The sequence below is a fragment of the Dietzia sp. 179-F 9C3 NHS genome, assembly GCF_045369825.1.
Taxonomy (GTDB): domain Bacteria; phylum Actinomycetota; class Actinomycetes; order Mycobacteriales; family Mycobacteriaceae; genus Dietzia.
Genome location: NZ_JBIQES010000009.1, coordinates 1 through 25,233 on the forward strand (window position 1 = coordinate 1; position 25,233 = coordinate 25,233).

General features: G+C 72.2%; 21 protein-coding genes and 4 tRNA genes. 8 read left to right on the plus strand and 17 right to left on the minus strand.

What is annotated here, in order from left to right:
* Window positions 1–557: 557 nt before the first annotated feature.
* Window positions 558–1,841, minus strand: a complete 1,284-nt coding sequence (gene murA, locus ACH0BZ_RS11875; protein WP_406898597.1) for a UDP-N-acetylglucosamine 1-carboxyvinyltransferase — start codon at window positions 1,839–1,841, stop codon at window positions 558–560.
* 71 nt (window positions 1,842–1,912) lie between these two features.
* On the opposite strand from murA, the gene ACH0BZ_RS11880 reads away from it, so the two are divergent.
* Window positions 1,913–2,491: a cob(I)yrinic acid a,c-diamide adenosyltransferase gene (locus tag ACH0BZ_RS11880; RefSeq protein ID WP_406898598.1), complete on the plus strand. Its 579-nt coding sequence runs from the start codon at window positions 1,913–1,915 to the stop codon at window positions 2,489–2,491.
* Between the two features lie 15 nt (window positions 2,492–2,506).
* Here ACH0BZ_RS11880 and ACH0BZ_RS11885 read toward each other — a convergent pair whose 3' ends face one another.
* The 8 genes from ACH0BZ_RS11885 to ACH0BZ_RS11920 form a co-directional block, all read right to left on the minus strand.
* Complete coding sequence (locus tag ACH0BZ_RS11885) at window positions 2,507–3,382, minus strand: LuxR C-terminal-related transcriptional regulator (protein ID WP_406898599.1); 876 nt, start codon at window positions 3,380–3,382, stop codon at window positions 2,507–2,509.
* A gap of 174 nt (window positions 3,383–3,556) precedes the next feature.
* A complete protein-coding gene (locus tag ACH0BZ_RS11890) occupies window positions 3,557–4,687 on the minus strand; it encodes a CobW family GTP-binding protein (RefSeq protein WP_406898601.1) in 1,131 nt (376 codons plus the stop codon).
* A complete protein-coding gene (locus tag ACH0BZ_RS11895; protein ID WP_406898602.1) occupies window positions 4,675–5,460 on the minus strand; it encodes an enoyl-CoA hydratase in 786 nt (261 codons plus the stop codon). Before ACH0BZ_RS11895 ends, ACH0BZ_RS11890 begins: the two co-directional genes overlap by 13 nt.
* Before the next feature lie 83 nt (window positions 5,461–5,543).
* Complete coding sequence (locus tag ACH0BZ_RS11900; protein ID WP_406898603.1) at window positions 5,544–8,846, minus strand: arabinosyltransferase domain-containing protein; 3,303 nt, start codon at window positions 8,844–8,846, stop codon at window positions 5,544–5,546.
* Window positions 8,847–8,931: 85 nt separating this feature from the next.
* Window positions 8,932–9,005, minus strand: a tRNA-Phe gene (locus ACH0BZ_RS11905).
* A gap of 47 nt (window positions 9,006–9,052) precedes the next feature.
* Window positions 9,053–9,129, minus strand: a tRNA-Asp gene (locus ACH0BZ_RS11910).
* Between the two features lie 95 nt (window positions 9,130–9,224).
* A tRNA-Glu gene (locus ACH0BZ_RS11915) sits at window positions 9,225–9,297 on the minus strand.
* Between the two features lie 79 nt (window positions 9,298–9,376).
* The gene (locus tag ACH0BZ_RS11920) at window positions 9,377–10,474 is read right to left on the minus strand and encodes a magnesium transporter CorA family protein (RefSeq protein WP_406898605.1); all 1,098 of its coding nucleotides are present in this window, start codon (window positions 10,472–10,474) and stop codon (window positions 9,377–9,379) included.
* 64 nt (window positions 10,475–10,538) lie between these two features.
* Between ACH0BZ_RS11920 and ACH0BZ_RS11925 the strand changes: the two genes are divergently transcribed.
* The 3 genes from ACH0BZ_RS11925 to phoU all read left to right on the plus strand — a co-directional run bounded on the left by ACH0BZ_RS11925 (window position 10,539) and on the right by phoU (window position 12,767).
* Window positions 10,539–10,610, plus strand: a tRNA-Lys gene (locus ACH0BZ_RS11925).
* 99 nt (window positions 10,611–10,709) lie between these two features.
* Entirely contained in the window at window positions 10,710–11,897 is a 1,188-nt protein-coding gene (gene dusB / locus ACH0BZ_RS11930; RefSeq protein WP_406898607.1) for a tRNA dihydrouridine synthase DusB, read from the plus strand.
* A gap of 102 nt (window positions 11,898–11,999) precedes the next feature.
* A complete protein-coding gene (phoU, locus tag ACH0BZ_RS11935; protein WP_406898608.1) occupies window positions 12,000–12,767 on the plus strand; it encodes a phosphate signaling complex protein PhoU in 768 nt (255 codons plus the stop codon).
* A gap of 97 nt (window positions 12,768–12,864) precedes the next feature.
* Here phoU and pstB read toward each other — a convergent pair whose 3' ends face one another.
* From pstB to ACH0BZ_RS11965, 6 genes are all read right to left on the minus strand, one after another.
* Window positions 12,865–13,641, minus strand: a complete 777-nt coding sequence (gene pstB / locus ACH0BZ_RS11940) for a phosphate ABC transporter ATP-binding protein PstB (RefSeq protein WP_406898609.1) — start codon at window positions 13,639–13,641, stop codon at window positions 12,865–12,867.
* A 9-nt stretch (window positions 13,642–13,650) separates the two neighbouring features.
* Window positions 13,651–14,565, minus strand: coding sequence for a phosphate ABC transporter permease PstA (pstA, locus tag ACH0BZ_RS11945; RefSeq protein WP_406898610.1), 915 nt, complete (start codon window positions 14,563–14,565; stop codon window positions 13,651–13,653).
* Complete coding sequence (gene pstC, locus ACH0BZ_RS11950; RefSeq protein ID WP_406898611.1) at window positions 14,565–15,617, minus strand: phosphate ABC transporter permease subunit PstC; 1,053 nt, start codon at window positions 15,615–15,617, stop codon at window positions 14,565–14,567. Before pstC ends, pstA begins: the two co-directional genes overlap by 1 nt.
* 74 nt (window positions 15,618–15,691) lie before the next feature.
* Window positions 15,692–16,801, minus strand: a complete 1,110-nt coding sequence (gene pstS / locus ACH0BZ_RS11955) for a phosphate ABC transporter substrate-binding protein PstS (protein WP_406898612.1) — start codon at window positions 16,799–16,801, stop codon at window positions 15,692–15,694.
* A 241-nt stretch (window positions 16,802–17,042) separates the two neighbouring features.
* Window positions 17,043–18,029 carry a mycothiol synthase gene (gene mshD, locus ACH0BZ_RS11960; RefSeq protein ID WP_406898613.1) on the minus strand — a complete coding sequence of 329 codons (987 nt, stop codon included), beginning with the start codon at window positions 18,027–18,029 and terminating at the stop codon, window positions 17,043–17,045.
* Window positions 18,026–18,715, minus strand: a complete 690-nt coding sequence (locus tag ACH0BZ_RS11965) for a winged helix-turn-helix domain-containing protein (protein WP_406898615.1) — start codon at window positions 18,713–18,715, stop codon at window positions 18,026–18,028. Before ACH0BZ_RS11965 ends, mshD begins: the two co-directional genes overlap by 4 nt.
* Before the next feature lie 93 nt (window positions 18,716–18,808).
* On the opposite strand from ACH0BZ_RS11965, the gene ACH0BZ_RS11970 reads away from it, so the two are divergent.
* The 4 genes from ACH0BZ_RS11970 to ACH0BZ_RS11985 all read left to right on the plus strand — a co-directional run bounded on the left by ACH0BZ_RS11970 (window position 18,809) and on the right by ACH0BZ_RS11985 (window position 21,745).
* On the plus strand, window positions 18,809–19,549 hold the full coding sequence (locus tag ACH0BZ_RS11970; RefSeq protein WP_406898616.1) for a DUF2993 domain-containing protein: 741 nt from the start codon (window positions 18,809–18,811) through the stop codon (window positions 19,547–19,549).
* Between the two features lie 10 nt (window positions 19,550–19,559).
* Window positions 19,560–20,396, plus strand: a complete 837-nt coding sequence (locus ACH0BZ_RS11975) for a sulfurtransferase (protein WP_406898618.1) — start codon at window positions 19,560–19,562, stop codon at window positions 20,394–20,396.
* A 20-nt stretch (window positions 20,397–20,416) separates the two neighbouring features.
* A complete protein-coding gene (locus ACH0BZ_RS11980) occupies window positions 20,417–20,917 on the plus strand; it encodes a hypothetical protein (protein ID WP_406898620.1) in 501 nt (166 codons plus the stop codon).
* Window positions 20,918–21,055: 138 nt separating this feature from the next.
* The gene (locus tag ACH0BZ_RS11985) at window positions 21,056–21,745 is read left to right on the plus strand and encodes an FABP family protein (protein WP_406898621.1); all 690 of its coding nucleotides are present in this window, start codon (window positions 21,056–21,058) and stop codon (window positions 21,743–21,745) included.
* A 33-nt stretch (window positions 21,746–21,778) separates the two neighbouring features.
* Here the strand turns inward: ACH0BZ_RS11985 and cydC are convergent, their stop codons facing one another.
* Window positions 21,779–23,494: a thiol reductant ABC exporter subunit CydC gene (cydC, locus tag ACH0BZ_RS11990; RefSeq protein WP_406898623.1), complete on the minus strand. Its 1,716-nt coding sequence runs from the start codon at window positions 23,492–23,494 to the stop codon at window positions 21,779–21,781.
* Complete coding sequence (gene cydD, locus ACH0BZ_RS11995) at window positions 23,491–25,230, minus strand: thiol reductant ABC exporter subunit CydD (RefSeq protein ID WP_406898624.1); 1,740 nt, start codon at window positions 25,228–25,230, stop codon at window positions 23,491–23,493. Before cydD ends, cydC begins: the two co-directional genes overlap by 4 nt.
* Window positions 25,231–25,233 lie beyond the last annotated feature (3 nt).

Consider the following 25,233-nt stretch of genomic DNA (forward strand, 5'->3'; position numbering starts at 1 on the left):
CAAACTCTCCATAAAAGCTTCTCAGCACTACGAAAAGCACAATCCAAGCAAACAAACAAACCAAAAACTGGCTGTTACAAAAACGCGACCCCACAGACAGGGAAAGTGAGGCCGCAACCAAAAAAATTTGGCACTATCACAAACAAAACACACTGTTGAGTTCTCAAACAACACCCACACACCGGTGACCCGTGGCAGACTCGCCGCGGACCACCCGGGGTGATCTCGCCGCCCCTCTGCGAGAGGCAACCTCGCCAGGTTAGCAAGCCCGTTCCCAGTTCTCAAAACCGTGTCCGTGGCCGCAATCCGGCACCGCCGCCCTCTCCGAAGGCAACTTCTCCAGACTAGCGGCCCTTCGCACTCCGGTCAAACCGGGGGTTCCGGGCCCCTTTTCGTGGAGCCGCCGCCCGGCCCGGGTTCCTCGCCTCTCGACTCGGCCCCGCTCCCTGGCGGCCCCGATAAAGTTACACGCGGTCCAACCGAACACCAAATCGCCTGGTCAGCGCTCGATCCGGGATTGCAGGAACATGTACGGGAGACGCGTCCGCGGCCGTGCGCTAGCGGTACGTGGGGACGCGCTCGATCACGCCGCCCAGGGAGCGCACGTTCTGCACGAAGTCGGGGTAGCCGCGGTCGACGTGAAAGATCTCGCAGACCTCGGTGACGTCGTCGGCGCACATCCCCGCAAGGACGAGGCCGGCGCCGGCGCGGATGTCGCTCGCCCACACCGTGGCGGAGTCGAGTCGGTCGCGGCCCCGGATCTTGGCGTGGTGGCCGTCGGTCTCGGCGTCCACGCCCATGCGGACCATCTCCTCGACGAAGCGGAACCGGGACTCGAAGAGGTTCTCGGTGACCACGGACAACCCGTCGGAGACGGCGGCCAGGGCGATCGCCATCGGCTGCAGGTCCGTGGGGAAACCGGGGAACGGCAGGGTGCGCACGTTGCGCGCGGTGGGCCGTCGGTCCTGCCGGACCCGGATGTGGTCCGGCCCGGTCTCCACGTCGGCGCCCACGGAGTGCAGGTATTCGAGGACCACGTGTAGGAACATCGGGTCGATCCCCCGCACCGTCACGTCGCCGCGCGTCATGGCGGCGCCGTAGGCCCAGGTGGCGGCGACGATCCGGTCGCCGATCACCCGGTGACTCACCGGGCGGAGTTTGTCGACGCCCTCGACTGTGATCGTGCTGGTGCCGGCGCCGGAGATCTGTGCCCCCATCTCGGAGAGCAGCTCGCAGATGTCCACGATCTCCGGCTCGCGGGCGGCGTTCTCCAGGACCGACGTGCCCTTGGCGAGCACGGCGGCGGTCACAAAGGTCTCGGTGGCGCCCACCGACGGGAACTTGAGTTTGTAGTGCGCGCCGCGTAGCTCGTCGGCCTCCGCCACGAGTCGGCCGTGGTCCATCCGCGTCGTAGCGCCCAGGAGCGAGAGCCCGTTCTGGTGCCAGTCGAGGGGTCTGCTCCCGATGGCGTCGCCGCCGGGCATCGCCAGGACGGCGCGGCGGTGGCGCGCGACCAGCGGGCCCAGGATGCAGACCGAGGCCCGGAGGCGCTGGGCCGCCTTGTCGTCGGCGACGTGCCCGACCTGCGCCGGGGTGTCGATCACCACGACGTCTCCGGTGATCTCGACGGTGCAGCCGAGGTGGCGGAGGACGTCGGCCATGGCGGGGACGTCGGAGATGTCGGGGCAGTTGGTCAGCGTGGTCCGCCCCTCCGCCATCAGCGCAACGGCCATGAGCTTGAGGACGCTGTTCTTGGCGCCGGAAACCGGGATCTCGCCGGTCAGCCGGACGCCGCCGGTGACGAGGAAGCTCTCCTTGGCGGAGTCGGGTTGTGAGCTCACGCTGTCCAGACTAGGGCAGATCCGCGGCCGAGCCCGGCATCGCCGGCAGTCGGACCACGTAGGTTGGCGTCATGGCTGTTCACCTCACGCGCATCTACACCCGGACCGGGGACGACGGGACCACCGGGCTGTCCGACTTCTCCCGCGTCGACAAGAACGACGCCCGGCTCGTGGCCTACGCGGACTGCGACGAGGCCAATGCGGCGCTCGGCGTGGTCCTGGCCGGCGACGGGATCGACGAGCGGGTCGCGGAGGTGCTGCGGACCGTGCAGAACGACCTCTTCGATGCCGGCGCCGACCTGGCGACCCCGATCGAGGAGAACCCGAAGTACCCGCCCCTGCGCATCGAGCAGGCCTACATCGACCGGCTCGAGGGCTGGATCGACGAGTTCAACGCCGACCTCGCCGCGCTCGACTCGTTCATCCTCCCCGGCGGCACCCCGGCCGCCGCGTACCTGCACGTGGCGCGGACGGTGGCCCGCCGGGCCGAGCGCGCGGCCTGGGCCGCGGTCGGTGCGAACCCGGAGACCACCTCGGTGCTGCCGGCCCGGTACCTCAACCGGCTCAGCGACCTGCTCTTCGTGCTGTGCCGCGTGGCCAACCCGGGCGGGGACGTCACATGGGTGCCGGGCGGCGAGCGCGGAAACTGACGGCGCCGCGGGCGGCTACGGCAAAACGCCCATGCGGCGGGCGGCGTTGACCGCCTCGAACCGGGTGTGGGCGTCGAGCTTACGCATCACCGACCGCAGGTAGGACTTGACGGTCTCGGCGCCGATGCCCATGTCGGCCGCGGCCTCGATGTTGGTCTTGCCCTGGGCGACGCACGCCAGTACGTCGAGTTCGCGACGGGAGAGCCGCGCGGTGGGCGTCTCGGGCGGGGCGGCGACCATCTCGGCGCAGATGCGCTCGAGTTCGGCCCGCACGTCCTCGTCGTCGGTCCGCGAGGCGAGCATCCGCAGCCGCGCGTGCGTCTCACGCATCCGCTCGTTGGCCAGGACGTCGTCCCACCGCCCCTCACCGCTGCCGGGCCCGACGGGGGCGGCGCCCCGCGCGGCGAGCGCGTCGTTGACCGCGATCTCCTGCTCGAGCCCCCGGGCGGTGGCCGCCATCTGCGAGAGGACCTTCTCGCCGAAGCGCACCGAGGAGTGGACGCCGGCGTAGAGGACGGCGCGGATGTCCTTGCCCACGACCACCGGGATCGCGGCCATGGAGCGCAGCCCCTCGGACAGGACGGGGAGGTCGTACTCGTGGGTAATCACGCCGGCGCGCTGGTAGTCGGCCACGCCGAGCGGCTTGCCTGTGGCCATGACGCGACCGCCGACCCCGGCGCCGTAGTGCACCTTGAGGTCCTTCATGGCGGAGGTCCGCATGCCCAGCGACTCCGAGAGCACGAGCGTGTGCCCCTCCCCCACGACGCCGCCGATCGTCACCGGGATCCCGGTGGCCTCGCGGAGCGCCGCGATCGCGCTGCGCACCGAGGCCAGGTCCCGCCGTCGGCGCTGCGCATCGCTGTCGGCGCCCCCGGTCTTCTCCTCGTCCACGAGGTCTCCTCACTCGTCCGCCGGCACCCCCGCAGCCGCACCCCCGACTGCGCCGCATCTCAGCTCGATCGGCGGCCAGTATACGCACGTCGACGCCGGTGTCGCCCGGGGAATCGCCCGCATTCCGGAGGTGCGCGACGGGGGTACAGCTGTGCACACCCGCCCGCGGCCGGGCTAGGGCGTGAAAGCTGGATCGAAGGCCTCTGGGTCCTCCGGGTCCGAGAGCATCGCCGCGGCGCCCGTCACCGGCATCGACCGCTGCTCGTCGTAGATCCACTCCTCCACGTCGCTGGAGTCGGGGTCGCCCACGAGGTACGGGTACAGGCCCAGCAGTGCCTCGTCGTCGACGGTTTCGGCCCCACCGAGGACGGCCGCGTCGAGGAAGTGCGCCACCTCGTCGTCGAGGTCCACCCCGATCACCACGAGGCCCTCCGCCCCTTCCCCGCCGGCGCGGATCTCGAGCCGCCGGCCGACCATCGCCACCTCGTAGCGGCGGGGGCCGTCGGCCGTGCCGAGCGTGACGGTCCCCTTGACCCGGTACGCGCCGGTCGGCGGCGGCGAGACGGCGGCGAGGAACCGGCGAGGGTGCAGGGGCCCGGCCGGCGTCACGGTGACGGCCCGGTAGCCGTCGTGCAGGTGGTCGTGCGCGTGGTCGTGCGGCTTGTCGCCGCCGGCCGGCCTGTGCGGTTCGACACCGAGGAGCAGCTCGGCGGGCACGGCGGCCCGGACCGCGGGCAGCACGGCGACATGCGGCGCGTGGTCCCGGACCCGATCCCGGAGGGCCGCGAAGCGGTCACGGGAGACGAGGTCGCATTTGTTGACGACGACGAGGTCGGCCTCCGCGAGGTGCGCGGCCAGTCGCGGGTGCCGCGCCATGGTCTCCTCGAGGCCCTCGGCGTCCACGACCTGGATCAGCCCGGCGTGCCGCGCCACCTCGCGCGGGACGTCGTGGACCATCCGGGACAGGGTGGCGGGCTCGGCCAGGCCGCTGGCCTCGATCACGGCGAGGTCCAGGCCGAGCCCGGGGTCGGCGAGCCGGTCGAGCGCCTCGCCGAGTTCACTTACGTCCACCTCGCAACACACGCAGCCGTTGGCCAGCGACACCAGCGAGTCGACGCGGCCCGCCACCGAGGCGGCGTCCACGTCGATCTCGCCGAAGTCGTTGACGATCGCGGCGATCCGCAGGCCGGGCGCCCTGTTCAGCAGGTGGTTGAGCAAGGTGGTCTTGCCCGCACCGAGGTAGCCGGTGAGGACGAGGACCGGCAGCGGGGCGCCGGGGGCGCGGTGGCCGGTCAGCGCTTCCACTCCGGGGCGCGCTTCTCGGCGAACGCCGTCATGCCCTCCGTCTGGTCCTCGGTGGCGAACAGCGCATAGAAAGCGTTCTGCTCGGCGAGCAGGCCCTCCTCGAGGGTGGTCTCGAAGGCGCGGTTGACGGCCTGCTTGGCCACGACGGCGGCGGTCTTGCCCATGGATGCGATGGTCTCGGCGATCTTCATGGTCTCGGCGAGCAGGTCGGCCGACGGGACGACGCGGGCCACGAGGCCGGCACGCTCGGCCTCGTCGGCGTCCATGTTTCGGCCCGTGAGGCACAGGTCCATGGCCTTGGCCTTGCCCACGGCGCGGGTGAGGCGCTGGGAGCCACCCATACCGGGGATCACGCCGAGCTTGATCTCGGGCTGGCCGAACGTGGCCGAGTCACCGGCGATGATCATGTCGCACATCATGGCGAGCTCGCAGCCACCGCCGAGGGCGAACCCGTTGACGGCCGCGACGATCGGGGTGCGGGCGGCGGTGAGGCGCTTCCAGTCGTGGAAGAAGCGCTCGAGGTAGATGCCGGGGTAGGTCTTGTCCTTCATCTCCTTGATGTCGGCGCCGGCCGCGAAGGCCTTCTCCGAGCCGGTGATGACGATGCAGCCCACGCCGGGGTCCGAGTCCAGTCCCTCGACGGCCTCGACGACGTCCTTCTCCATGGCGCTGCTCAACGCGTTGAGCGCCTTGGGCCGGTTGAGGGTGATGACGGCGACGCGGCCGGTCTGCTCCACGAGGATGTTCTCGAACTGCTTCTCGGTCACGGACATGGCGTACTCCTGTTCTCGGGGGTCCCCGACGAGGGGATTACTTGGACTTCCTTGTAAATGGGGTCGTGGCCGATGCTAGCGCGTCACCGCGCCAGCGGTCCCCCGTTCCACAGTCCCGACCGTACGGCCTCGCCGTGCTCCACGGTCGCCGGACGCGCCTCGGGCACGTTCGGCGAGTAGCGCACGAGCGAGCCCCAGTCCCGCGACCAGTCGTGCTCGAGGTACGTGGGCACGGTCTCGCCCTCGAGGAGGAGTTCGATGAACCCGAGTGGGCCGCCACCGTCCCAGGACTGCCACGTGTTGGTGGAGCTCACCGCGAGGCCGCGGTCCGGCAGCACGCGGTACTCGGGGAGTTCGTGGATCCCGGCGTACTCGTCGAACGGCCGCAGGCACGGCACGTGGAACGCCACCGCCCAGTCAGGCAGGACCGGCCGCGTGTCCCCCACCAGCTCCTGCAAGGTGACGACCTGCGCGAGCCGGGGCGGGGTGAAGGCGATCCAGCGGGACGGGTCCGGATCGGAGTCGCGGACGACGAGCCGGACCGCGGTCGCGTCCTCCGGGAGGCGGTCGATCGGGACGCGCAGGTTGCGCCACGACGGTGCCGGGCCGATGTCGATCGGCTGCACGGAGCCGACCGCCTCGGTGTCCGCGGTGGGCTCCGACCCGCCGGTCACGTACTCCACGAGGAGCGCGTCGGACGCGAACCGGCCGGCCACGGCGACGGTGAGCAGCGGCGTGTCCCCGGAGCGCTCGGGCAGGAGGTACCAGTCCGTGGTGGCCTCGGCGTTGAACTGGGCCCCCGTCTGGTGGCTGCCGAGCACCGGAACGCGGGCTGGGTCCAGACCGAAGGGCAGCTCGGCGTGGCTGCCGTTGATGCCCTCCCCGGCGCGGACGCCGCCCCCGGTGCCCGCGGTGGTGGAGGTGTTGTCCGACTCCTCGCCGGTGCCCATCGTGTCGGTGTCGACGTCCTGGGTGGCGGTGAGGTCGGTGGGGATGCCGTCGGGCGCGAACTTGACGGCGTCGCCGCCCGCCTCGAGCTGGTCGCGGGCCTCGCCCATCGGCTCGAGCAGGCCGGCATTGGCGTCGGGCTCGGCGAGCACCGCGTCGGCGATGCCGCAGGGTTCGCCGGCCAGCGCGCGAAGGTTCTGCAGGCCCACCGAGTAGGCAGGGTACTGGTTGCGGACGGCCGCAGCCATGGAGGCCACGATCACGACGACGACGAGGCAGGCGGCCAGCCCGAGGGGTGCGTGCGGGGCCTCGCGGACCACGCGGAGCAGTGGGCCGGGCCGCTCGCCGCCGGTGTCCGGCTCCGGGCGCGCCGGAACGAACGGCTCCCGGTAGTGCAGGAACAGCGCCACCACCAGCGCGAACAGGCAGCCCGCGAGGAACACCGAGGAGAGGTTCACCCCGGCGATCGACGGCTGGGTCCCGCCCCACGGGATGCCGTAGATGGAGATGTACCACCAGCCGTTGGTGGAGGTGAAGCTCAGGGAGAGGACGAAGAGCACGGCGGCGAGGAACAGCACGCGGTTGCGCAGCGAGCGCGTGGCCGCGGGCAGGACCGCCAGGGTGACGAGTGCGGCGAGCGCGGCGCCGATCGTGGCGAAGGCGCCGAAGTGGTGGGTCCACTTGGTGGGGTTGAGCGCCATCAAGGCGATGCTCATGGCGGCCAGGCCCACGATCCGCCGGGACGGGCCCACCGCGACGCCGGGGATCCGGCCCTTGCGGAAGAGGATCGCGGCGCAGGTGACCAGCGAGAGCAGCATGACGACCACCGCGAACCGGCGGGCGAGCGAGCCGTCCGGGGTCGGGTTCATGAGCCACCCGTAGCGCCACACCTCCTCGTACCAGGCCCCGGCGGGGCCCACCTCGCCGAGGAGGGCCGACGACTGCAGCGTGGTGACCAGCGGCTGGTCGAGGAAGATCAGGTGCAGGACGGAGAGCCCGGCGGCGAGGAGCGGGGCCACGGTGGGGATCCACCCGTCGCGGCGCGCCCGGCGGACGAGCAGCAGCAGGAGCGGCCGGGAGGCGGCGATGATCGCGGCGATGCAGAACGTGCCGGTGGGGGCCGCCGAGAGCGTGAGGCCGCCGATGACGAACGCGGCCGCCGCCGGCAGGAGCCGGCCCGTGGCCAGTGCCCGCTCGAGGGAGACCCACGTGGCCAGGACGCCGAAGGCGATGATCGGCTCGGGGCGCAGGCCGTTGTTGTAGGTGAGCCAGAACGCGAGGAACACCGCCGCGGTGCTCCACCGCACCGCCGCCGCGTGCCGGGCCGCGATGCCCAGGCGCGGGATCACCTCGCGGGTGAGCAGGATCCACGAGCCGATGCCCAGCAGCAGCGCCGGCAGGCGTAGCCACACGCTGCCGAGCGAGACCTCCGCCATCGCCGTGTAGAGGTAGTAGGGCATGCCGAAGGGCGCGTACGGAGCCCCGTAGTAGCGGAACACCTCGGGCATGTAACCGCTGGACACCGCGGCGCGGGCCTCGGTGAGGATGTAGCCGTCGTCGGCCGTGTTGGCGCCGATGATGTGCCACACGCCGAGCGTCGCCACCACCACCAGGTCGAGCGGCCGCGGCTTCCACCAACCCCTGGGCAGGATCCGGCGCGCGGAGCGCCCGTCCCGCAGGTCGAGCCGGTGCAGCGCGACGAGGGAGAGGATGATCGCGAGGATCCCCACCGCGATCGCCACCTGCTTGAGCAGCGTGCCGTCGGTGGTGTAGCGGGAGTCCACCGTGATGTCGACGGCCATGTCCGCCGGCGCGGGCCCGGTGAGGTCGGTGAAGACGCCCACGACCTGCGGCCGCTGGTCCTCCTCGATGTGGCCGCCCACCCCCGAACCGTCGACGGTCAGCCCGCGGAACTCGGCGGAGATCGAGCCGGAGTCGGCGGCCACGTGGATGGTCGAGCAGGCGCCGGGGCGCGCGACCTCCTCGGTGGGGGCCGACGCGACGAGCACGTTGCGGCTGCGCACCTCGACGTTCGGGCCCGCGACCGTGACCATGAGCGCGCGGGCGCCCGCGTCCTCGCCGGCCTCCCGCGGCGCGGTGGAGACGAGCACCGCGTCCTCGCGGCCGGCGTCCCGCAGCTCCGCGACCGCCGAGCAGGGCACGTCCACCGTGAGGTCGAGCGGGTAGTAGGCGACGAGCGGCGCCGTGACCGGGCCCAGCGTCCCGGCCTCGGGCCAGCTGATCGTGGTGGTGGTCTGCGTGACCGGCAGCATCGGGACGACGATCGCGAGGATGACGCCGATCAGGCCGCTCACCGCGGCGACGATCCCCCAGCGGTCGGCCCGGCCCCGCGCACCGCCCCGCCCGGAGGCGCCGCCGCGGGCCGGGCCGGACGTCTCGGCGGCGTCGGGCAGATCGGGGGAGGCAGGCGCTGGCATGGGGTCCACGCTATAACGCCGCTCTGACGAACCCCGAAATGACCTGACGCGCCGGAGACAGGGCTCCGACGCGTCGTGTCGAGTGTGGCCAGGGCCGGGATCGAACCGGCGACCTTCCGCTTTTCAGGCGGACGCTCGTACCAACTGAGCTACCTGGCCCTAAGACTCCGGCGCATCCGGTGTTCACCGAATGCGCCGGCAGTCTCTGGCGACCCTGACGGGACTTGAACCCGCGACCTCCGCCGTGACAGGGCGGCGCGCTAACCAACTGCGCCACAGGGCCGTGCGTTTCGCACGAGACAGAACTTTACCGGGCGGCTTCCCCGATCCACAAATCGTGAGGTCAGAAAGCCTTTCCGGCGGTCCGTGAACCGCGCGCACCCCCTACGGGATTCGAACCCGCGCTGCCGGCGTGAAAGGCCGGTGTCCTAGGCCGCTAGACGAAGGGGGCTTCGCCACGTCCGGGAGCGCCGGTCCGCAGCGGGTCCAGCTTAGGGCACCGGGGGGCCGTCGTCACAGCCGGTCCGGTGTCACAACCACCCCAGCCGCCGGAACCAGAGCCACAGTCCCAGTGCACCCCCCACGATCATCGCCACGGACATGGCGAACCCCGCCGGTTCCGAGAAGCCCGGATACGGGACGTTCTGGCCGAAGTACCCGGTAACCGCCGTGGGCACCGCGATGATCGCCGCCCACGCCGAGAGCTTCTTCATCACCTCGTTGAGCTCGTTGTCCTGCAGCGCCATGTTGAACTCCAACACCGAGGTGAGTTCGTCCCGGAGCGCGTCCAGGGATTCGGTCACCCGGACCACGTGGTCGTGCACATCGTGCAGGTAGGGCACGTTGTCGTCCGCGATGCCCACGGTCAGGAAACCGCGCCCGTCTCGTCGCAGCACCTGCCCCACAGCCTCCCTGGTCGGGGCGGCCACCCTGCGCACCAGGGAGGTCGCCTTGCGGACCGCGAACGCCTCCGCCTGGATCTCCGTCCGGGGCACGCCGGCCTCGATGACCTTCTGCTCCAACTCGTCGACGTCCTCCTCGAGCACGTCGCTCGCCATCACCACCGAATCCACTACGAGGTCGAGCAGTGTGTAGACCACCAGCCCGGGGCCGTCCCTCCTCTCCGACTCGGCCACCCTCCATTCGTCGACGATCCTCGTGATCCCCGGCAGGGTGCCCGCGCCGCGGATGGTGATGAAGCGGTCGCGGTGGATGATCGCCGAGACCGCGCCGGCGGTGAGCCACTCCCCGCCCGAGAGCGGCAGCGACGCCCGTCTCCTCCGGTCACCCCCCGGATCGACCTCGTCATGCGGGCGGGTCGTCACCTCGACGAGGTCGAGGAATACGTGGTCGTCGAACCGGTCGACCTTGGGCCGTCGCCGGGTCGCGAACACGTCCTCGAGAACCAGCGGGTGAAGGTGCACGTCGGACCCCAGCGTCGCGGCGACCTCGTCGAGCGATGCCTTCGTCGGGTCGACCAGGTCCACCCACACCACGTCCCCCGGTGTCCGACGCGCCATCGCCTCCGCGATCGCATCGACCGCGTCGGCGCGCCCGTCCGATCGCAACACCCGGATCGTCCGCCCGGCCACGGCCTCCGCCGCTCCCGCCACACCCGACTGGTCCACGCACGTCAGCCTATGTCCGACCGCGCCCACTGCGAGCCGGGACACGGGCTGTATCGTGATCGACGCCCCTATAGCTCAGCGGTAGAGCTACGGACTTTTAATCCGCAGGTCGTCGGTTCGATCCCGACTGGGGGCACTCGCCGCCCCCGTCCGGTCCGTTCCCGGCGGGGCGATCACGGCCGGTGACGGGTCGTGGCTTTTGTCCCTACTCCGTCTCGCTGGGACACTGGAGCGCATGTCCGCACCCACCGCCACCGCCGCGCCGACCGAGCCCGCCCTGCGCATCGGGCCGCTCGAGCTCGCCTCACCCGTGGTCCTGGCGCCGATGGCGGGCGTGACCAACGTGGCGTTCCGCACGCTGTGCCGCGAGCTCGAGCGGGAGCAGCAGGGCAGTGTGTCGGGCCTGTACGTGTGCGAGATGGTCACGGCCCGCGCCCTGGTCGAGCGGCAGCCGGTGACCCTCCACATGGCCACCTTCGCGCCGGACGAGACACCGCGCAGCCTGCAGCTCTACACGGTCGATCCGGAATACACCTACGCGGCCGCCAAGATGATCGTCGACGAGGACATGGCCGACCACATCGACATCAACTTCGGCTGCCCCGTCCCCAAGGTCACCCGCCGGGGCGGAGGCTCCGCGATCCCCTACAAGCGGCGCCTGTTCCGCTCGATCGTCGAGGCGGCCGTCCGGGCCACGGAGGGCACGAGCATCCCGGTCACCGTGAAGATGCGGGTGGGGATCGACGACGAGCACCACACCCACCTCGACGCCGGCCGCATCGCCGTGGACTCCGGCGCGCAGGCCGTGGCGCTGCACGCCCGGACCGCCGCGCAGCGCTACTCGGGCGAGGCCGACTGGTCGCAGATCTCCCGGCTCGTCGAGCATGTCGGCGCCGTCTCGGACGTACCGGTCCTGGGCAACGGCGACATCTTCTCCGCCGAGGACGCGGTGCGGATGCGGGACGAGACCGGCTGCGCGGGCGTGGTGATCGGCCGCGGCTGCCTGGGGCGACCGTGGCTGTTCTCCGAACTCGCCGCCCGGCTCGCCGGTCGCGAGGCCCACACTCCCCCGACGCTCGGCGAGGTCTGCCGGATCATGTACCGCCACGGCGAGTTGCTGGCCGAGCACCACGGCGAGGACAAGGGCATGCGGGACATCCGCAAGCACGTCGCGTGGTACCTGCGCGGCTTCCCCGCCGGCTCGGAGAAGCGGGTGGCGCTCTCGGGTGTCAGGACCCTCGCCGACCTCGCGGCGCTGCTCGCCGACCTGCCGGCGGACGAGCCCTTCCCCGCCGACGGCTACGGCCCGCGCGGCCGGCAGGGCTCGCCGTCGAAGGTCCTCCTGCCGGAGGGCTGGCTCGACGACCCGGAGGACGACGCCGTGGCGCTCGCGGGCGCCGACGCCGAGAACTCCGGCGGCTGAACCAGGTAGACCCCGCGGAGCCGGCCCGGGCGCCGCGAGTTCACCGACCATTCACCGTCGGCGCCGACCCCGCCGCGTTGATGTGCGAGTACCCTTGCTCACATGCGTGTTGTCTACTCCGAAGAACTGGCGGACCTCGCCACCTCCATGGCGCGGATGTGCTCCCTGGCCACGGACGACATGGAGCTGGCCACCCATGCCCTCCTCCAGGTGGACCTCGTGTCCGCCGAGCGGGTACTCGAGTCCGCGTCGGAGATGGACCGTCTGGCTGTGGAGAACGAGGAGCGGGGCTTCGCCCTCCTCGCGCTCCAGGCCCCCGTCGCGCGTGACCTCCGCCAGGTGGTCACGTCCATCCAGCTGGTCCAGGATCTGTCCCGCATGGGAGCGCTGGCCGGCCACGTGGCCAAGATCGTCCGGCGCCGCCACCCGGAGAGCGTGTTGCCCGAGCCCGTCAACGGCTACTTCGCCGAGATGGGCCGCGTCGCCGTCTCCCTCGGTCGCGCCGCCACCGAGGTCCTGCTCAACCGGGACCCCGAGCAGGCCGCCACCCTGGCGGAGCAGGACGACGCCGTGGACGACCTGCGCCGCCACCTGTTCACCCTGCTCACCGTGCGCGAGTGGAAGTGGGGCGTCGCCGCCGCCGTGGACGTGACGCTGCTGGGCCGCTACTACGAGCGGTTCGCCGACCACGCCGTCGAGGTGGCACAACGCGTCATCTTCCTGGCCACCGGGGAGTACGCCCCGTCCCCCGATGAAGACCCGCGGCTCCCCGAGTCCTCGAACGAGGAGCTGGTCCGCCAGTTCAACCAGGCCGACCGGGACCTGCGGGGGCGCATCGAAAGCCCGGACGACTCCGGCCAGATCGCCTGAGCGGCCCCGCGGACTGCACGCGGCGAAGCGCCCCGCCTCTCGTCGAGAGGCGGGGCGCTTCGCTCACACCGGGTAGGTCGGCTACCGGCGGGTCGGATCAGCCGAAGCGACCCGAGACGTAGTCCTCGGTCTGCTTGTTGTCCGGGTTGGAGAAGATCTTCTCGGTGGAGTTGACCTCCACGAGCTGGCCGGGCATGCCGGTGGCCTCGAGCGAGAAGAACGCCGTCTGATCGGACACGCGGGCCGCCTGCTGCATGTTGTGCGTGACGATGACGATGGTGAACTCGTTCTTGAGGTCGGCGATGAGGTCCTCCACCGCGAGCGTTGAGATCGGGTCGAGCGCCGAGCACGGCTCGTCCATGAGGAGAACCTGCGGCTCGATCGCGATCGCGCGGGCGATGCACAGACGCTGCTGCTGACCGCCGGAGAGGCCGCCGCCCGGCTTGTCGAGCCGGTCCTTGACCTCCTCCCACAGGTTGGCGCCGCGGAGGGACTTCTCGCAGACCTCGTCGAGGACCTTCTTCCGACCCTCACCCTGGAGCCGCAGACCGGCCACGACGTTCTCCCGGATGGACATCGTGGGGAACGGGTTGGGCCGCTGGAACACCATGCCGATGGTCCGGCGCACGGCGACCGGGTCGACCTTCTTGTCGTAGATGTCCACGCCGTCGAGCTTGATCTGGCCCGTGACGTAGGCGCCCGGGATCTCCTCGTGCATTCGGTTGATCGATCGCAGCACGGTGGACTTGCCACAGCCGGAGGGGCCGATGAAGGCGGTCACCGATCGCGGCGGGACGTGGAGGTTGACCTCCTTCACCGCGTGGAAGTCACCGTAGTAGATGTTGACGTTCTCGAGATCGAGTCGCTTGGCCATGATCAGTCCTTACTTGGTCTTCGGCGCGAGGGCCTTGGCGGCGAAGGCGGCGAGGACGTTCGCCAACGCGATGATGACGACGAGAGTCAGCGCCGCACCCCAGATCCGGTACTGGCCGGCCTCGTTGGGGTTGGAGAGCTGGTTGTAGATGAGCAACGGCAGCGACGCCATGTTGCCCTCGAAGATGTTGTAGTTGAACGAGGCCGTGTACCCCACGAGGATCAGCACCGGCGCGGTCTCACCCATGACGCGGGCGATCGCGAGGAAGATGCCGGAGATCATGCCCGACAGGGCCGTGGGGATGACGATGCTGACGATCGTCTTCCACTTGGGCACACCGAGCGCGTAGGAGGCCTCGCGCAACTCGTCCGGCACCAGCTTGAGCATCTCCTCGGTGGACCGCACGATGAGCGGGATCATCAGGAGCACCAGGGCCAGGCCCACGGCGAATGCGCTCAGCTGAAACTTGAAGGTGGTCACCCACACGCCGAACACGAAGATGGCGGCCACGACCGATGGGACACCGGCGAGGACGTCCACCATGAACGTGGTCGGCTTGGCCACCTTGGAGTCGGAGTACTCGACGAGCATGATGCCCGCCGCCACACCGAGCGGGATCGAGATGACCGCGGCGATGAGCGCTTGGACGAAGCTGCCGTAGATCGCGTGACCGACGCCGCCGGCCATGGAGGACGGCGCGACGAGGAACAGCGAGTTGGTCCACCAGGCCGGGTTGAGGACGGCCGGAATGCCGTCGACGATCACCTTGTAGAGCAGGGCCGCGAGCGGGATGACGGCGAGGACGAAGCACAGGGAGAAGATCACGGTGGCGACCGTGTTCTTGGCCTTGCGCGAGCCCGCGATGGGCAGGAACGTCTCGCTCGGCTTCGCGGGCTTGGCGAGGTCGGGGGTTGCTTGGGACATCAGCCGTTGACCTTTCCACCGGACACCGTACGAGCGATGAAGTTGACGATGAAGGTGAGGATGAAGAGCACGAGGCCGGCGGCGATGTACGCGCCGGTCGGCAGCGGGTGGTTGAACTCCGCCGACCCGGAGGCGATCTTCGAGGCAAAGGTGAAGCCGCCGTCGAAGAGCGAGAGCGTGGACGGCGTGCTCGCCGCGCGGAGGATGATGAGCACGGCCACCGTCTCACCGAGGGCGCGGCCGAGCGCGAGCATGGCACCGGCGACCATCCCCGACTTGGCGTAGGGGAAGCAGGTCATCCGGATCTTCTCCCACTTGGTGGCGCCGAGCGCGAGCGCCGCCTCCTGGTGGAGCGAGGGGGTCTGCCGGATGGTCTCGCGGGCCATCGAGGTGATGATCGGGAGGATCATGATGGCCAGGACGATGCCGGCGGTGAAGATCGTGCCGCCACCGCTGATGGAGACGTTGCCGTCGCCGAAGAAGAAGATCCAGCTGAGGTTCTCGTTGAGCCAGATGGCCAGCGGGGTGATCCACGGGCCGAGGACGATGAGTCCCCACATGCCGTAGATGATCGACGGCACGGCCGCGAGCAGGTCGATGACCGCGGACAGCGTGCGGGAGAGCCGCGGCGGCGCGTACTGCACGAGGAAGGTCGCGATCCCGATGGAGACCGGCACCGCGAGCAGCAGCGCGAAGATCGAGCTGAGCACCGTCACCTTGAGCAGGTCGAGGATGCCGAACCGCATGTTCTGCGGGTCGGTGGTGTTCCACTCGGAACTGGTGAAGAAGTTGACCTGGTCCTCCATGATGGAGGGGATCGCCTGGAGGACCAGCACGACCGCGATGAGGCCGATGAGAGCGACGATCGAGGCGCCGGCGGCAACAGTCGCCGACTTGAACAGCACGTCGACCTTCTGGGACGACTTGGCCTCACGAAGGTCGCGGGCGCTGCCCGTGGACTTGTCCGGCACCAGTCCTGTGGCGCCGCTGGAGCCGTCGGAGCTCCCGGTCTTCGTCTCGGCGTCGCTGCCGACGGATTCGTGCACAGTCATGGGACCTTCAGTCACTCGGGGGTGGTGGGGTGCCCGCCGGCCCGCCCGCGAGGTGCGGGCCGGCGGGTGAGGGATCACTGGATGGCGTCGATGGCGCCGGTCAGCTTGTCACGGAAGGCATCGGGGACGGGGATGTAGCCCTCGCCCTCGAGCTGGCCCTGGACGTCCTCCGAGACGGCGATCTTGAGGAAGGACTTGACGGCCTCGGCCGTCTCCGGGTCCGAGTACTGCGAGCAGACGATCTCGTACGTCGGCATGAGGATCGGGTAGGCGCCCCCGGCCTCGGGGACGTAGAACGACGAGGTGTCGATGACCAGGTCGTTGCTGCCCTCGTTCTTGAGCTTGGCCGAGTCGATGGTCTTGCCGGCGGTCTCGGCGTCGAGGGCCACGCCCTCGGCGTCGGCCGGGGTGATGACCTTGACCATGCCGAGGTCCTGGCTCTTGGCGTAGGACCACTCGGTGTAGGTGATGGTGCCCGGGGTCTGCGCGACGGCGGCGGAGACGCCCTCGTTGCCCTTGGCGCCCTCGCCGATGCCTCCGTTGAAGGTCTTGCCGGCCTCCTGGGTCCACGCGCCGTTCGAGGCGGCCTCGAGGTACTTCTGGAAGTTGTCCGTGGTTCCGGACTCGTCCGAGCGGAAGATCACCGTGATGTCCTGGTCGGGCAGCTCGACGCCCTCGTTCTCCGCGGCGATGGCCTCGTCGTTCCACTTGGTGATCTCGCCGTTGAAGATCTTGGCGAGGGTCTCACCGGACATGGCGACCTCGGCACCCTCGAGGTTGTAGGCGACCGCGATCGGGCCGAAGACGGCCGGGAGGTTCCAGGCCTCGCCCTCACAGCGCTGCTCGGCCTGCGTGTACTCCTCGTCCTTGAGAGGGGAGTCCGAGCCGCCGAAGTCGGTCTGGCCGCCGATGAACTCCTTGACGCCGGCGCCGGAGCCGTTCGAGTTGTAGTCGAGGGTCTGGCCCTCGCAGCTCATGGCGTAGGAGTTGGCGAAGACGGTCATCGCGTTGTTCTGCGACGAGGCGCCGGAGGCCTTGAGTGCGGCCTTGCCGCCGCACTCCGCGTCGGCGACCTGCTGAGCGGCCTGATCGCCGGAACCGGCATTGTTATCCGAGCAGGCGGCGAGGCCGACCGTCGTGAGGGCAGCGAGGCCGAGCAGAGCACCGGTGCGCTTGAGGTCCACGGATTCTCCTTGAGTGTTGCGGCGGAGTCGTCCACCGAGCGGTCCAACCCCCCACGGTCGCAGGGGCGCGAGCCGCCGTGCGACCCGTCGAGCGCTGAACCTAAGGCTCCGATATGAACGGCCTCGCGTCCATAGATGAACGGAGGGTGAACTCGCAGGAGGGGCCCGTCGAACAGGACGGTCGAACAGCCCGGAGGCGGCGCCTCACCTGGGAAAACACTGTCCGTTGATGTGACCAAGATCAATGACGCTTCAAGCCCTGGGAGGGGCCCCGGGCGGGGGTATAGGTGACGTCCGTCAGGTCGACGGCGAAGCCCAGTCGCTCGTACGTCCGCCGAGCCGGCACGTTGTCGCCCTCCACGTAGAGCACGACCGACGTGGCACCGACCGCGCGCTCGAGGTGCGCCACGCCCAGGACGGTGAGCAGCCCGCCGAGCCCCCGGCCCTGGTCGGCGGGGTCGACGGCCACCACGTAGACCTCTCCCTCGGCGAGGTCCCCGGGGGGCGTGGGCGCGACCTTGGTCCAGTGGAAGCCCGCGAGTCGCGGACCCGGTCCCGTGGTGTCGACGGCGAGGAAGATCCCCGCGGGATCGACCCAGTCGACGGCGAGCCGGTCGTCCAGCTGCGCGCGGGACCAGCCGCCCTGCTCGGGGTGCCACGAGAACGCCGCGTTGTTGACGCGGAGGAACTCGGCGCGGGCGTCCAGGCCCGGCCAGCGGGCCCCGCCCTCGGAGGCCGCCTCGGCGAGGGTGCCGGTCTCGATCCCGTCACGTCGACCCGCGGGCGGCAGCTCCGGCCCGTCGACACGCCGCCGGCGCATCTTGAGAAGTTCGCGGGTCCGCTCCAGGCCCAGCGTCGCGGCGAGCCCGCGCGCCGCGGCGAGGTCGCCGTGCGCCCAGATCGCCGCGGCCGGTTCGCGCTCGGCCACCGCCCGCACGAGGGCCGCGCCGGTGCCCCGGCGCCGGTGCTCGGGGACGACGACGAGCTCGGCGCTCGCCTCTGCGCCGGCGCCCGTGAGTTGGGCGTATCCGACGATCCCCGCGTCGGGGTCCTCGGCCACGAGGTGCCGGACGCCGGGGCCCCCGGCCGCGCGGAGCGCCCGCAGGGGCTGCTCGCCCAGGGGCTCGACCCCGTCGGCGGCGTGGGCCGCCTCCGCGATCGCCTCGACCGCGTCGGCGATCCCGGCCGGGACCGCCCCCGTCCCGAGTTCGCGCACCGTCGTCGTCATCCGTCGTCTCCCTCCTCGCGGCGGGCGGCCGGCCGGACCGCCTTGTAGCCGACGTTACGGACGGTGCCGATGAGCGACTCGTGGTCGGGACCGAGCTTGGCGCGCAGGCGCCGTACGTGGACGTCGACGGTGCGGGTCCCGCCGAAGAAGTCGTAGCCCCACACCTCCTGGAGCAGCTGCGCGCGGGAGAAGACCCGGCCCGGGTGCTGACACAGGTACTTGAGGAGCTCGAACTCCTTGTAGGTCAGGTCCAGCGGGCGGCCCCGGACGCGGGCGACGTAGGTCTCCTCGTCGATCACGAGCTCGCCCACGGTGAGAATCCCGCCGTCGGTCTCGTCGCTCGCCGGGTGCCGCGCCACCAGCAGGCGCATCCGGGCGTCCACCTCGGCCGGCCCGGCGGTGGGCAGCAGGATCTCGTCCACACCCCAGTCGCCGTTGACCGCGACGAGGCCCCCCTCGGTGACCACCGCGACCACGAACACCTCCCCGGAGCCGGACAGTAGACGGCACAGCGCACGAGCGGCGGCGAGGTCGGTGCGGGCGTCGACCATCGCGACGTCGGCGCCGGAGAGCTCGGCCATCGACGAGGCCACCGGGGCGACGGCGCGGACCGCGTGGGGCAGGAGCGCGAACGACGGGACCACGGCCTCCGGGTCCGCCTCGGACGTGAACATCACAACGTCCATGTCGTCCCCTCTCGCTCGTGTCGCGGGAAAGATACTAACGGCCGGGAGGCTCCGGGACGCGCGCCGCCACCGACTGGAGTAGACCTGATGCACATGAGGATCCGACGCACCGCCGCCGTCGCGCTCGCCGCGGTTGCCGTCGTCGGCGCGGGGGCGCTCGTCGCGGACACGGTGTCGGCGTCCCGCGTCGAGGCGGACCTGTCCGCCGCCATCCGGCCCGCCACGCCCGGCCTGCCCGCCCCGCAGGTGACCGTGGGCGGCGGGCCCACCGGCCGGTGGTCCGGCGAGGACCGGCTCGCCTCCGTCTCCGTCCGGGTCGAGGGCGTGGACCGCCCGGGGCTGGGCCCCGTCACCGTGGAGGCCACCGGCGCCGACGTCGACGTGCGCGGCGGCCGCGGCGGGCCCCTCACCGCGCGAGAGACCACCGTCACCGTCCTGCTCACCGGCGACGTCGTGGGCCGCGCACTGGGGCTGCGGGACCCGCTCGTGGCGGCCGCCGACGACCCGACCCTGGCCGGGGGGACCGAACACCGGGCTCGGGTCACCGGCACGCCCGAGGGCACCGGCGCCCGGATCTCGGCGTTCGTCGACCTCGTCGTCGACGCCGACGGCGCCCGCCTCGTCCCCGTGGCCCCCGCGACCGGACCCGGGGGCCTGCCCCACCAGGACCCCGACCTCGCCCTCGCGCGCACCGCGCTGACCCTCCCTCCCGACGTCCTACCGCTCGGCCTGGCCGTGGAGACGCTCACCGTGCGCGGCGGGACGATCGCCGCGACCGGTACCGGCGGACCCGGGACCGCGCCGCTCGACGGCCTCGCCCGCTCGGACCACTAGACTCGGCCCCATGAGTCGCGACGCCGTCCTGGTCAGCATCCGCTGGGCCGAAGAGCGCCTGATGGCCGGCGACGAGTCGGTCGTCTTCCTCGAGGTGGACGAGGACGTCTCCGCCTACTCGCTCGAGGGCCACATCCCCGGTGCCGTCGCGCTCGACTGGCGCACCGACCTGCAGCAGGAGTTCGTGCGCGACCTCGTGGACCGCGAGCGCTTCGGCGAGCTCATGTCCGAACGGGGCATCCGCCGCGACCACACGGTGGTCCTCTACGGCGGTAACCACAACTGGTTCGCCGCCTACGCCTACTGGTACCTGCGCCTCTACGGGCACGCCGACGTCCGCCTGCTCGACGGCGGCCGGACCAAGTGGGAGCGCGAGGGACTGCCCCTGGAGACAGAGACCCCGGACCGGCCACGAACCGAGTACGTCGCCGACGAGCAGGACCTGTCCATCCGGGCGTTCCGCGACGACGTACTGGCGGGTCTCGGCAACGACGCGCTCATCGACGTCCGCTCGGTCGACGAGTACACCGGCCGCCTCTCCGCGCCCGCCGGGCTGCCTCAGGAGGGCGGCCGCCAGCGCGGGCACATCCCCGGGGCCGTCAACATCCCGTGGAACCGGGCCGTGACCCGCGACGGCACGTTCCGCACCGACGACGAGCTGCGCGCCCTCTACGCCGACGTCCTCGCCGACCCCGACCGGCGCGTCGTGACCTACTGCCGCATCGGCGAGCGCTCGAGCCACACGTGGTTCGTCGTCCACGAGCTCCTCGACCGGCCCGGCGTGGTGAACTACGACGGCAGCTGGGTGGAGTACGGCTCGCTCATCGGGGTCCCCGTCGAGCGCTGAGCCGCGCTAGTGTCTGTGCCATGTCGCTAGTCACCCGTGCGCTCGGCACCGTGGGGCGGGCCTCCGTCGTGGCCCTCGGCGCCTCCGTCGCCTCCTCTGTCCTCGTCGGCCTCGACCAGCGCCGCGGCGCGCGGCCCGCGGTCCCGGACCACCCCGGCCCGTACTCCCCCGAGGAGCGCGAGGCCGCGGTGCGCACCTACCTCACCGCGATCACCCAGCCGGCCGCCGCGTTCCGGGTGCCCTTCGCGCCCGACTGCGTGCGCCACGAGAACGGCCTCAAGACCGGATTCTCCGGCGAGCACCTCAAGTGGGATCTGCACCTGCACCTGCAGTACGCCACCATCCGCGAGGTGCGCGAGATCGAGATCACCGTGGACCCCCCGGGACGCGAGGGCGTGGTGCACGCCGACTTCTCGCTCGTCACCGTGCTCGGGGTCAGGGCCCGCGTCAGCGAGGACTTCGTGGTCCCCGCCGACGACTGCCTCATCCACTCGATCGACGCCCGCATCACGCTGGGCTGACCACCTGTCCTCGCGGCCGGCGGCGCGGGGTTAGGATGAGCACATGGTGCTCTTCTTTGAGATCCTCCTCGTCCTGTGTTCGCTGGCCATCTTGTGGGCCACCGTCTACATCGTGTACCGCACGGTCACCGACGAGTCGTGACGGACACCGGCGCGAACCCCGCCGAGGACCCCACGCCGTCCACCCCCGAGGGGGGAGACGGCCCCGCGGTCGTGCCCGGCTCCGGCAACGCCGCCGTCGATGCGGCCGCCCGGCGCGCCGAGGCCACGGCCGACCGCAACATCTCCGCGTTCTCGGAACTGCCCATCGCCGAGGACACCGCCAACCTCCGCTTCGGCCCCGACCTGCACCCGGGTCTGCTCGCGCTGCTCCCGCTCGTCGGCGTCTGGGAGGGCGAGGGCGAGGCCGACACCCCCGACCGTGGTCAGCACCGCTTCGGTCAACAGGTGGTGGTCTCGCACGACGGCGAGAACTACCTGAGCTGGTCCTCCCGCGCGTGGACCTTCGACTCGGGCGGCGCCGTGGACGCCGCCGCCTACCGGGAGACCGGCTTCTGGCGGATCTCCGAGGACGACCAGCTGGAGTTCCTCGTGGCCCACGCCTCCGGCGTCATCGAGATGTACTACGGCTCGCCCCTCACGCAGTCCGCGTGGGAGATGGCGACCGACGTCGTGCTGGCCTCCCCCACGGGCCCCTCCCGCGGCGGCGCCAAGCGCATGTACGGGATCGTCGAGGGCGGCGACCTGGGCTGGGTCGAGGAGCGGGTCCACCCCGAGCGGGGCCTGGTCCCGCACATGTCGGCGCGCCTGCGCCGCCTCGCCGGCTGACGCGCGCCGGCCCACCCGACTGACGACCCGCCCTCAGGCGGGCTGCCGCGCCGCGAGCTCGATCTCGCGGGAGGCCTCGATGGCGGTCGTGCGGTCGTGCGTCACCACCACGACGGCACGGTCGGGTCCGAAGAGCCCGTCTGCGGACGCCTGCTCGGGGCCGACCCTCCCCTGCGCCCCCGCCGCGCAGATGCGGCGCAGGAGGTCGCCGGCGTCGTCGGCGGCCAGGTGCTCGGTGGGCTCGTCCAGCACCACGACGGGGGCCGTGACGAGCAGGGCGCGCGCCAGCAGCAATCGGCGGCGCTGGCCGCCCGACACCGCGGACGCCCCGCCCTCGAGCACGGTGTCCAGCCCCTGGGGCAACCCGTCGAGCCAGGCCCCGAGGCCGACGGCGCCGAGGGCGGCGCGCAGTTCGTCGTCGTGGGCGTCCCCGCGGGCCACCAGGAGGTCGTCGCGGACCGTCGTGGAGAACAGGTGGGCGTCCTCGGCCAGGTACACCACCCGGTCACGGCGCTCCGGGCGGGCGAGCGTCGCGAGGTCCGCGCCGCCCGCGCGGATCGTTCCCGTCACGGGCGCGTCGAGGCCGGCGAGGGTGCGCGCGAGCACGGTCTTGCCGACGCCCGAGGGCCCGCGCACCACCACGCGGTCGCCGGCGCGCAGTTCCAGGTCGAGCGGCGCCGCGGCGAGCGACCGGGCCCCGAACCCCCAGGTCAGTCCGGTAGCGGACAGCAGGGCGGCGTCGGCCGGCACCGCCTCGGCACCGGCCCCGTCCGCGCCCGGATCCGAACCGGCCCCCCGCTCCCCCGCCGCGTCGAGCATCGCGCGGATCCGCTCGGCGGCGGGCACGGCGCGGGCGAGGTGTTCGCCGGCCGCGGGCAGGGCGGCCAGGGCCTCGAACGCGGCCAGGGGCAGGAGGACGAGCATGCCGAGCCACATGGGACTGTGCGCGGTGCCGTCGTAGGCGAGCACGCCGACGAGCAGCGCGACGAGCGTGGTGGCGAGCATCCCGGCGGGGACGGCGGCGACGGCGCGGGCCGCGGCGGCGTCGGCCCGGCGTTCGGCGGCGCGGCGGGCCGTGCCGGTCTCGGCGATCGACCCGATCACGGCGTCGAGACGCCCGCCCACGGCGAGTTCCTCGGCGTGGTCCACGACGAGCACCGCGGCGGCGGCCTGCTCGGCGGTCGCGTCGGCCACGGCCCGTTCGGCGCCGAGGGCCGCGCGGGTGGCGACCAGCGGGGCGGCCACCCCGGCGAGCAGCGCGAACGCGGCCATCGTGACCGCGGCGGCCGGCGCGAGCAGGGCCAGGGCCGTCACCGATACCACGGTGAGCACCGCGGCCACCGCGGCGGGGACGAGGACGCGCACCACCGTGTCGGCCACCAGGTCCAGGTCGCGGCCGGAGCGCAGGAGGACGTCGCCGGTGCGCAGGGCCGGGGTGGAGGCACCACGGGAGAGCCGCACGTACAGCTCGCCCCGGGCGTGGGCGGCGCCGCGCAGGGCGACGTCGTGCGAGGCGAGCCGGTCGAGGTAGCGGGAGACGCCGCGGCTGATGCCGAGCGCGCGGACGGTCACCACGGCCACGGTGAGGTCGAGTACGGGCGGCCGCTCCCACGCGCGCATGATGAGCCACGCGGAGACGGCGGCGAGCCCGGCCGCGCTCGCCAGGGTGAGGCTCGCGACGAGAACCGCGCGGACCACCCGCCACCGGTCGAGCTCGAGCAGGCCCAGGACGTGTCGCAGGTCGCTCACGGCGCCACCCCCGTGGTGGCGCCGGCGAGGGTCACCACGTGGTCGGCGGCCGCGAGGACCGGGCCGGAGTGGGTGACGACGAGGACCGCCGCCCCGGCCCGCGCGCGCTCGCGGACCGCGCCGATCACGCGGGCCGCGGTGTCGGCGTCGAGGTGGGCGGTGGGCTCGTCCAGGATCAGCACGTCGGCGTCGGAGGCCAGCGCCCGGGTGAGCGCGAGCCGGTGCGCCTCACCCCGCGAGAGCCCGACCCCGGCGTGGCCGAGGGAGCTTTCCCAGCCGCGGGGACGGGCGGCCAGAACGGCGTCGAAGCCCGACTCCCGGGCGGCCGCGTCGAGCCGGCGGGGGTCGGCGCCGAAGAGCTCGGCGTTCTCGCGCAGCGTTCCGGCGACGAGGGTGGGCCGCTGGGGTTGCCACGCCACCCGCGCCCACCACGCGGCGAGGTCCAGCCCGTCGAGGTCGGTGCCCGCCGCTCCGTCGCCCCGGGTGCCGCCCACGCGGATGCTCCCGGCCACGCGCCGCGCGTGGTCGATCAGCCCGAGCGCGGCGAGCACCGCCGTGGTCTTGCCGGAGCCGTTGGGGCCGGTGAGCGCGGTGATCCGGCCGGGTTCGACGACGAGGTCGAGCGCCTCGGGCCGTAGGCCGTCGCGACCCGAGACCGACAGGCCCCGTACGTCGAGGCGCAGCGGGCCGGCGGGGAGCGGTCGCCCGGCGGAACCCGCGGCGCCCGCCGGGGTCGCGGCCGCTGCTGCCGTGGCCGCCGCCGTGCCCGCCTCCTCCGCCGGGTCGAGGACCTCGAAGACGCGCTCGGCGGCCAGTGCGCCGTCGGCGGATTCGTGGAAGCGTGCGCCCACGGTGCGCAGGGGCTGGTACAGCTCGGGCGCCAGGACGAGTGCGGCGATGCCGGCGGCGAGCTCCATCTCCCCCACCACGAGCCGCAGGCCGATGCCCACTGCCACGAGCGCGACGCACAGTGTGGCGAGCAGCTCGAGGACCATCGAGGAGAGGAAGGCGATCCGCAGCGAACCCATGGTGGCGCGCCGGTGGGCCTCGGCGGCCTCGGCCACCTGGCGCTCGGGGCCGCGCTCACGGCCCAATGCGACGAGCGTGGGCAGCCCGGCGAGCAGGTCGAGCACCCGGGCGGACAGCCGGGACGTGGCGGCGAGCTGCCGCTCGGTCCGGGCGCGGGTGAGGGTGCCCACGAGCACCATGAACAGCGGGATGAGTGGCAGCGTCACCGCGATCACCACCGCGGAGAGCGGGTCGACGAGCGCCACCACGACCAGCAGCGCGGGCGTCACCACGACGGCGGTCGCCAGGGCGGGCACGTAGCCGGCGAGGTACGGGACCAGGCCGGCGAGCCCGGTGGTGAGCACGGTATGGAGTTCGGCGGAGCGTCGTCGTCGCTCCGCCGGGTCCCACGCGGCGACGGTGCGGGCCAGGCGCACACGCAGGTCGTCCACCACGCCCCCCGCGGCGGTGCGGGCGAGGCGCTGCTGGGCCCACGTCCCCGTCACGCGCCCGGCGGCGGCCGCGACGAGCCCCGCGGCCTCGGGGCCCCAGACATCCGGGGTGCGCAGGGCCGGGTCGGTGACGACGCCGGCGAGCACCCGCGCGAGCAGCAGCGCGAACGCCACCGTGCAGGCCGCCACGACGGCGGCGAGGGCCACGGACACGACGAGGTGGCGGCGCGCGGGCCGGGACGCGCGGACCAGCCGCGGGTCGAGGGGCGGCGCCACCTC

Bases quoted from the DNA above. Each gene is read 5' to 3' on its own strand.
- ACH0BZ_RS11880 (WP_406898598.1), top strand. From the start codon at position 1,913: ATGGCTGTTCACCTCACGCGCATCTACACCCGGACCGGGGACGACGGG.
- ACH0BZ_RS11895 (WP_406898602.1), bottom strand. From the start codon at position 5,460: ATGTCCGTGACCGAGAAGCAGTTCGAGAACATCCTCGTGGAGCAGACC.
- ACH0BZ_RS11900 (WP_406898603.1), bottom strand. From the start codon at position 8,846: ATGCCAGCGCCTGCCTCCCCCGATCTGCCCGACGCCGCCGAGACGTCC.
- dusB (WP_406898607.1), top strand. From the start codon at position 10,710: ATGTCCGCACCCACCGCCACCGCCGCGCCGACCGAGCCCGCCCTGCGC.
- phoU (WP_406898608.1), top strand. From the start codon at position 12,000: ATGCGTGTTGTCTACTCCGAAGAACTGGCGGACCTCGCCACCTCCATG.
- pstB (WP_406898609.1), bottom strand. From the start codon at position 13,641: ATGGCCAAGCGACTCGATCTCGAGAACGTCAACATCTACTACGGTGAC.
- pstA (WP_406898610.1), bottom strand. From the start codon at position 14,565: ATGTCCCAAGCAACCCCCGACCTCGCCAAGCCCGCGAAGCCGAGCGAG.
- pstC (WP_406898611.1), bottom strand. From the start codon at position 15,617: ATGACTGTGCACGAATCCGTCGGCAGCGACGCCGAGACGAAGACCGGG.
- mshD (WP_406898613.1), bottom strand. From the start codon at position 18,029: ATGACGACGACGGTGCGCGAACTCGGGACGGGGGCGGTCCCGGCCGGG.
- ACH0BZ_RS11965 (WP_406898615.1), bottom strand. From the start codon at position 18,715: ATGGACGTTGTGATGTTCACGTCCGAGGCGGACCCGGAGGCCGTGGTC.
- ACH0BZ_RS11970 (WP_406898616.1), top strand. From the start codon at position 18,809: ATGAGGATCCGACGCACCGCCGCCGTCGCGCTCGCCGCGGTTGCCGTC.
- ACH0BZ_RS11975 (WP_406898618.1), top strand. From the start codon at position 19,560: ATGAGTCGCGACGCCGTCCTGGTCAGCATCCGCTGGGCCGAAGAGCGC.
- ACH0BZ_RS11980 (WP_406898620.1), top strand. From the start codon at position 20,417: ATGTCGCTAGTCACCCGTGCGCTCGGCACCGTGGGGCGGGCCTCCGTC.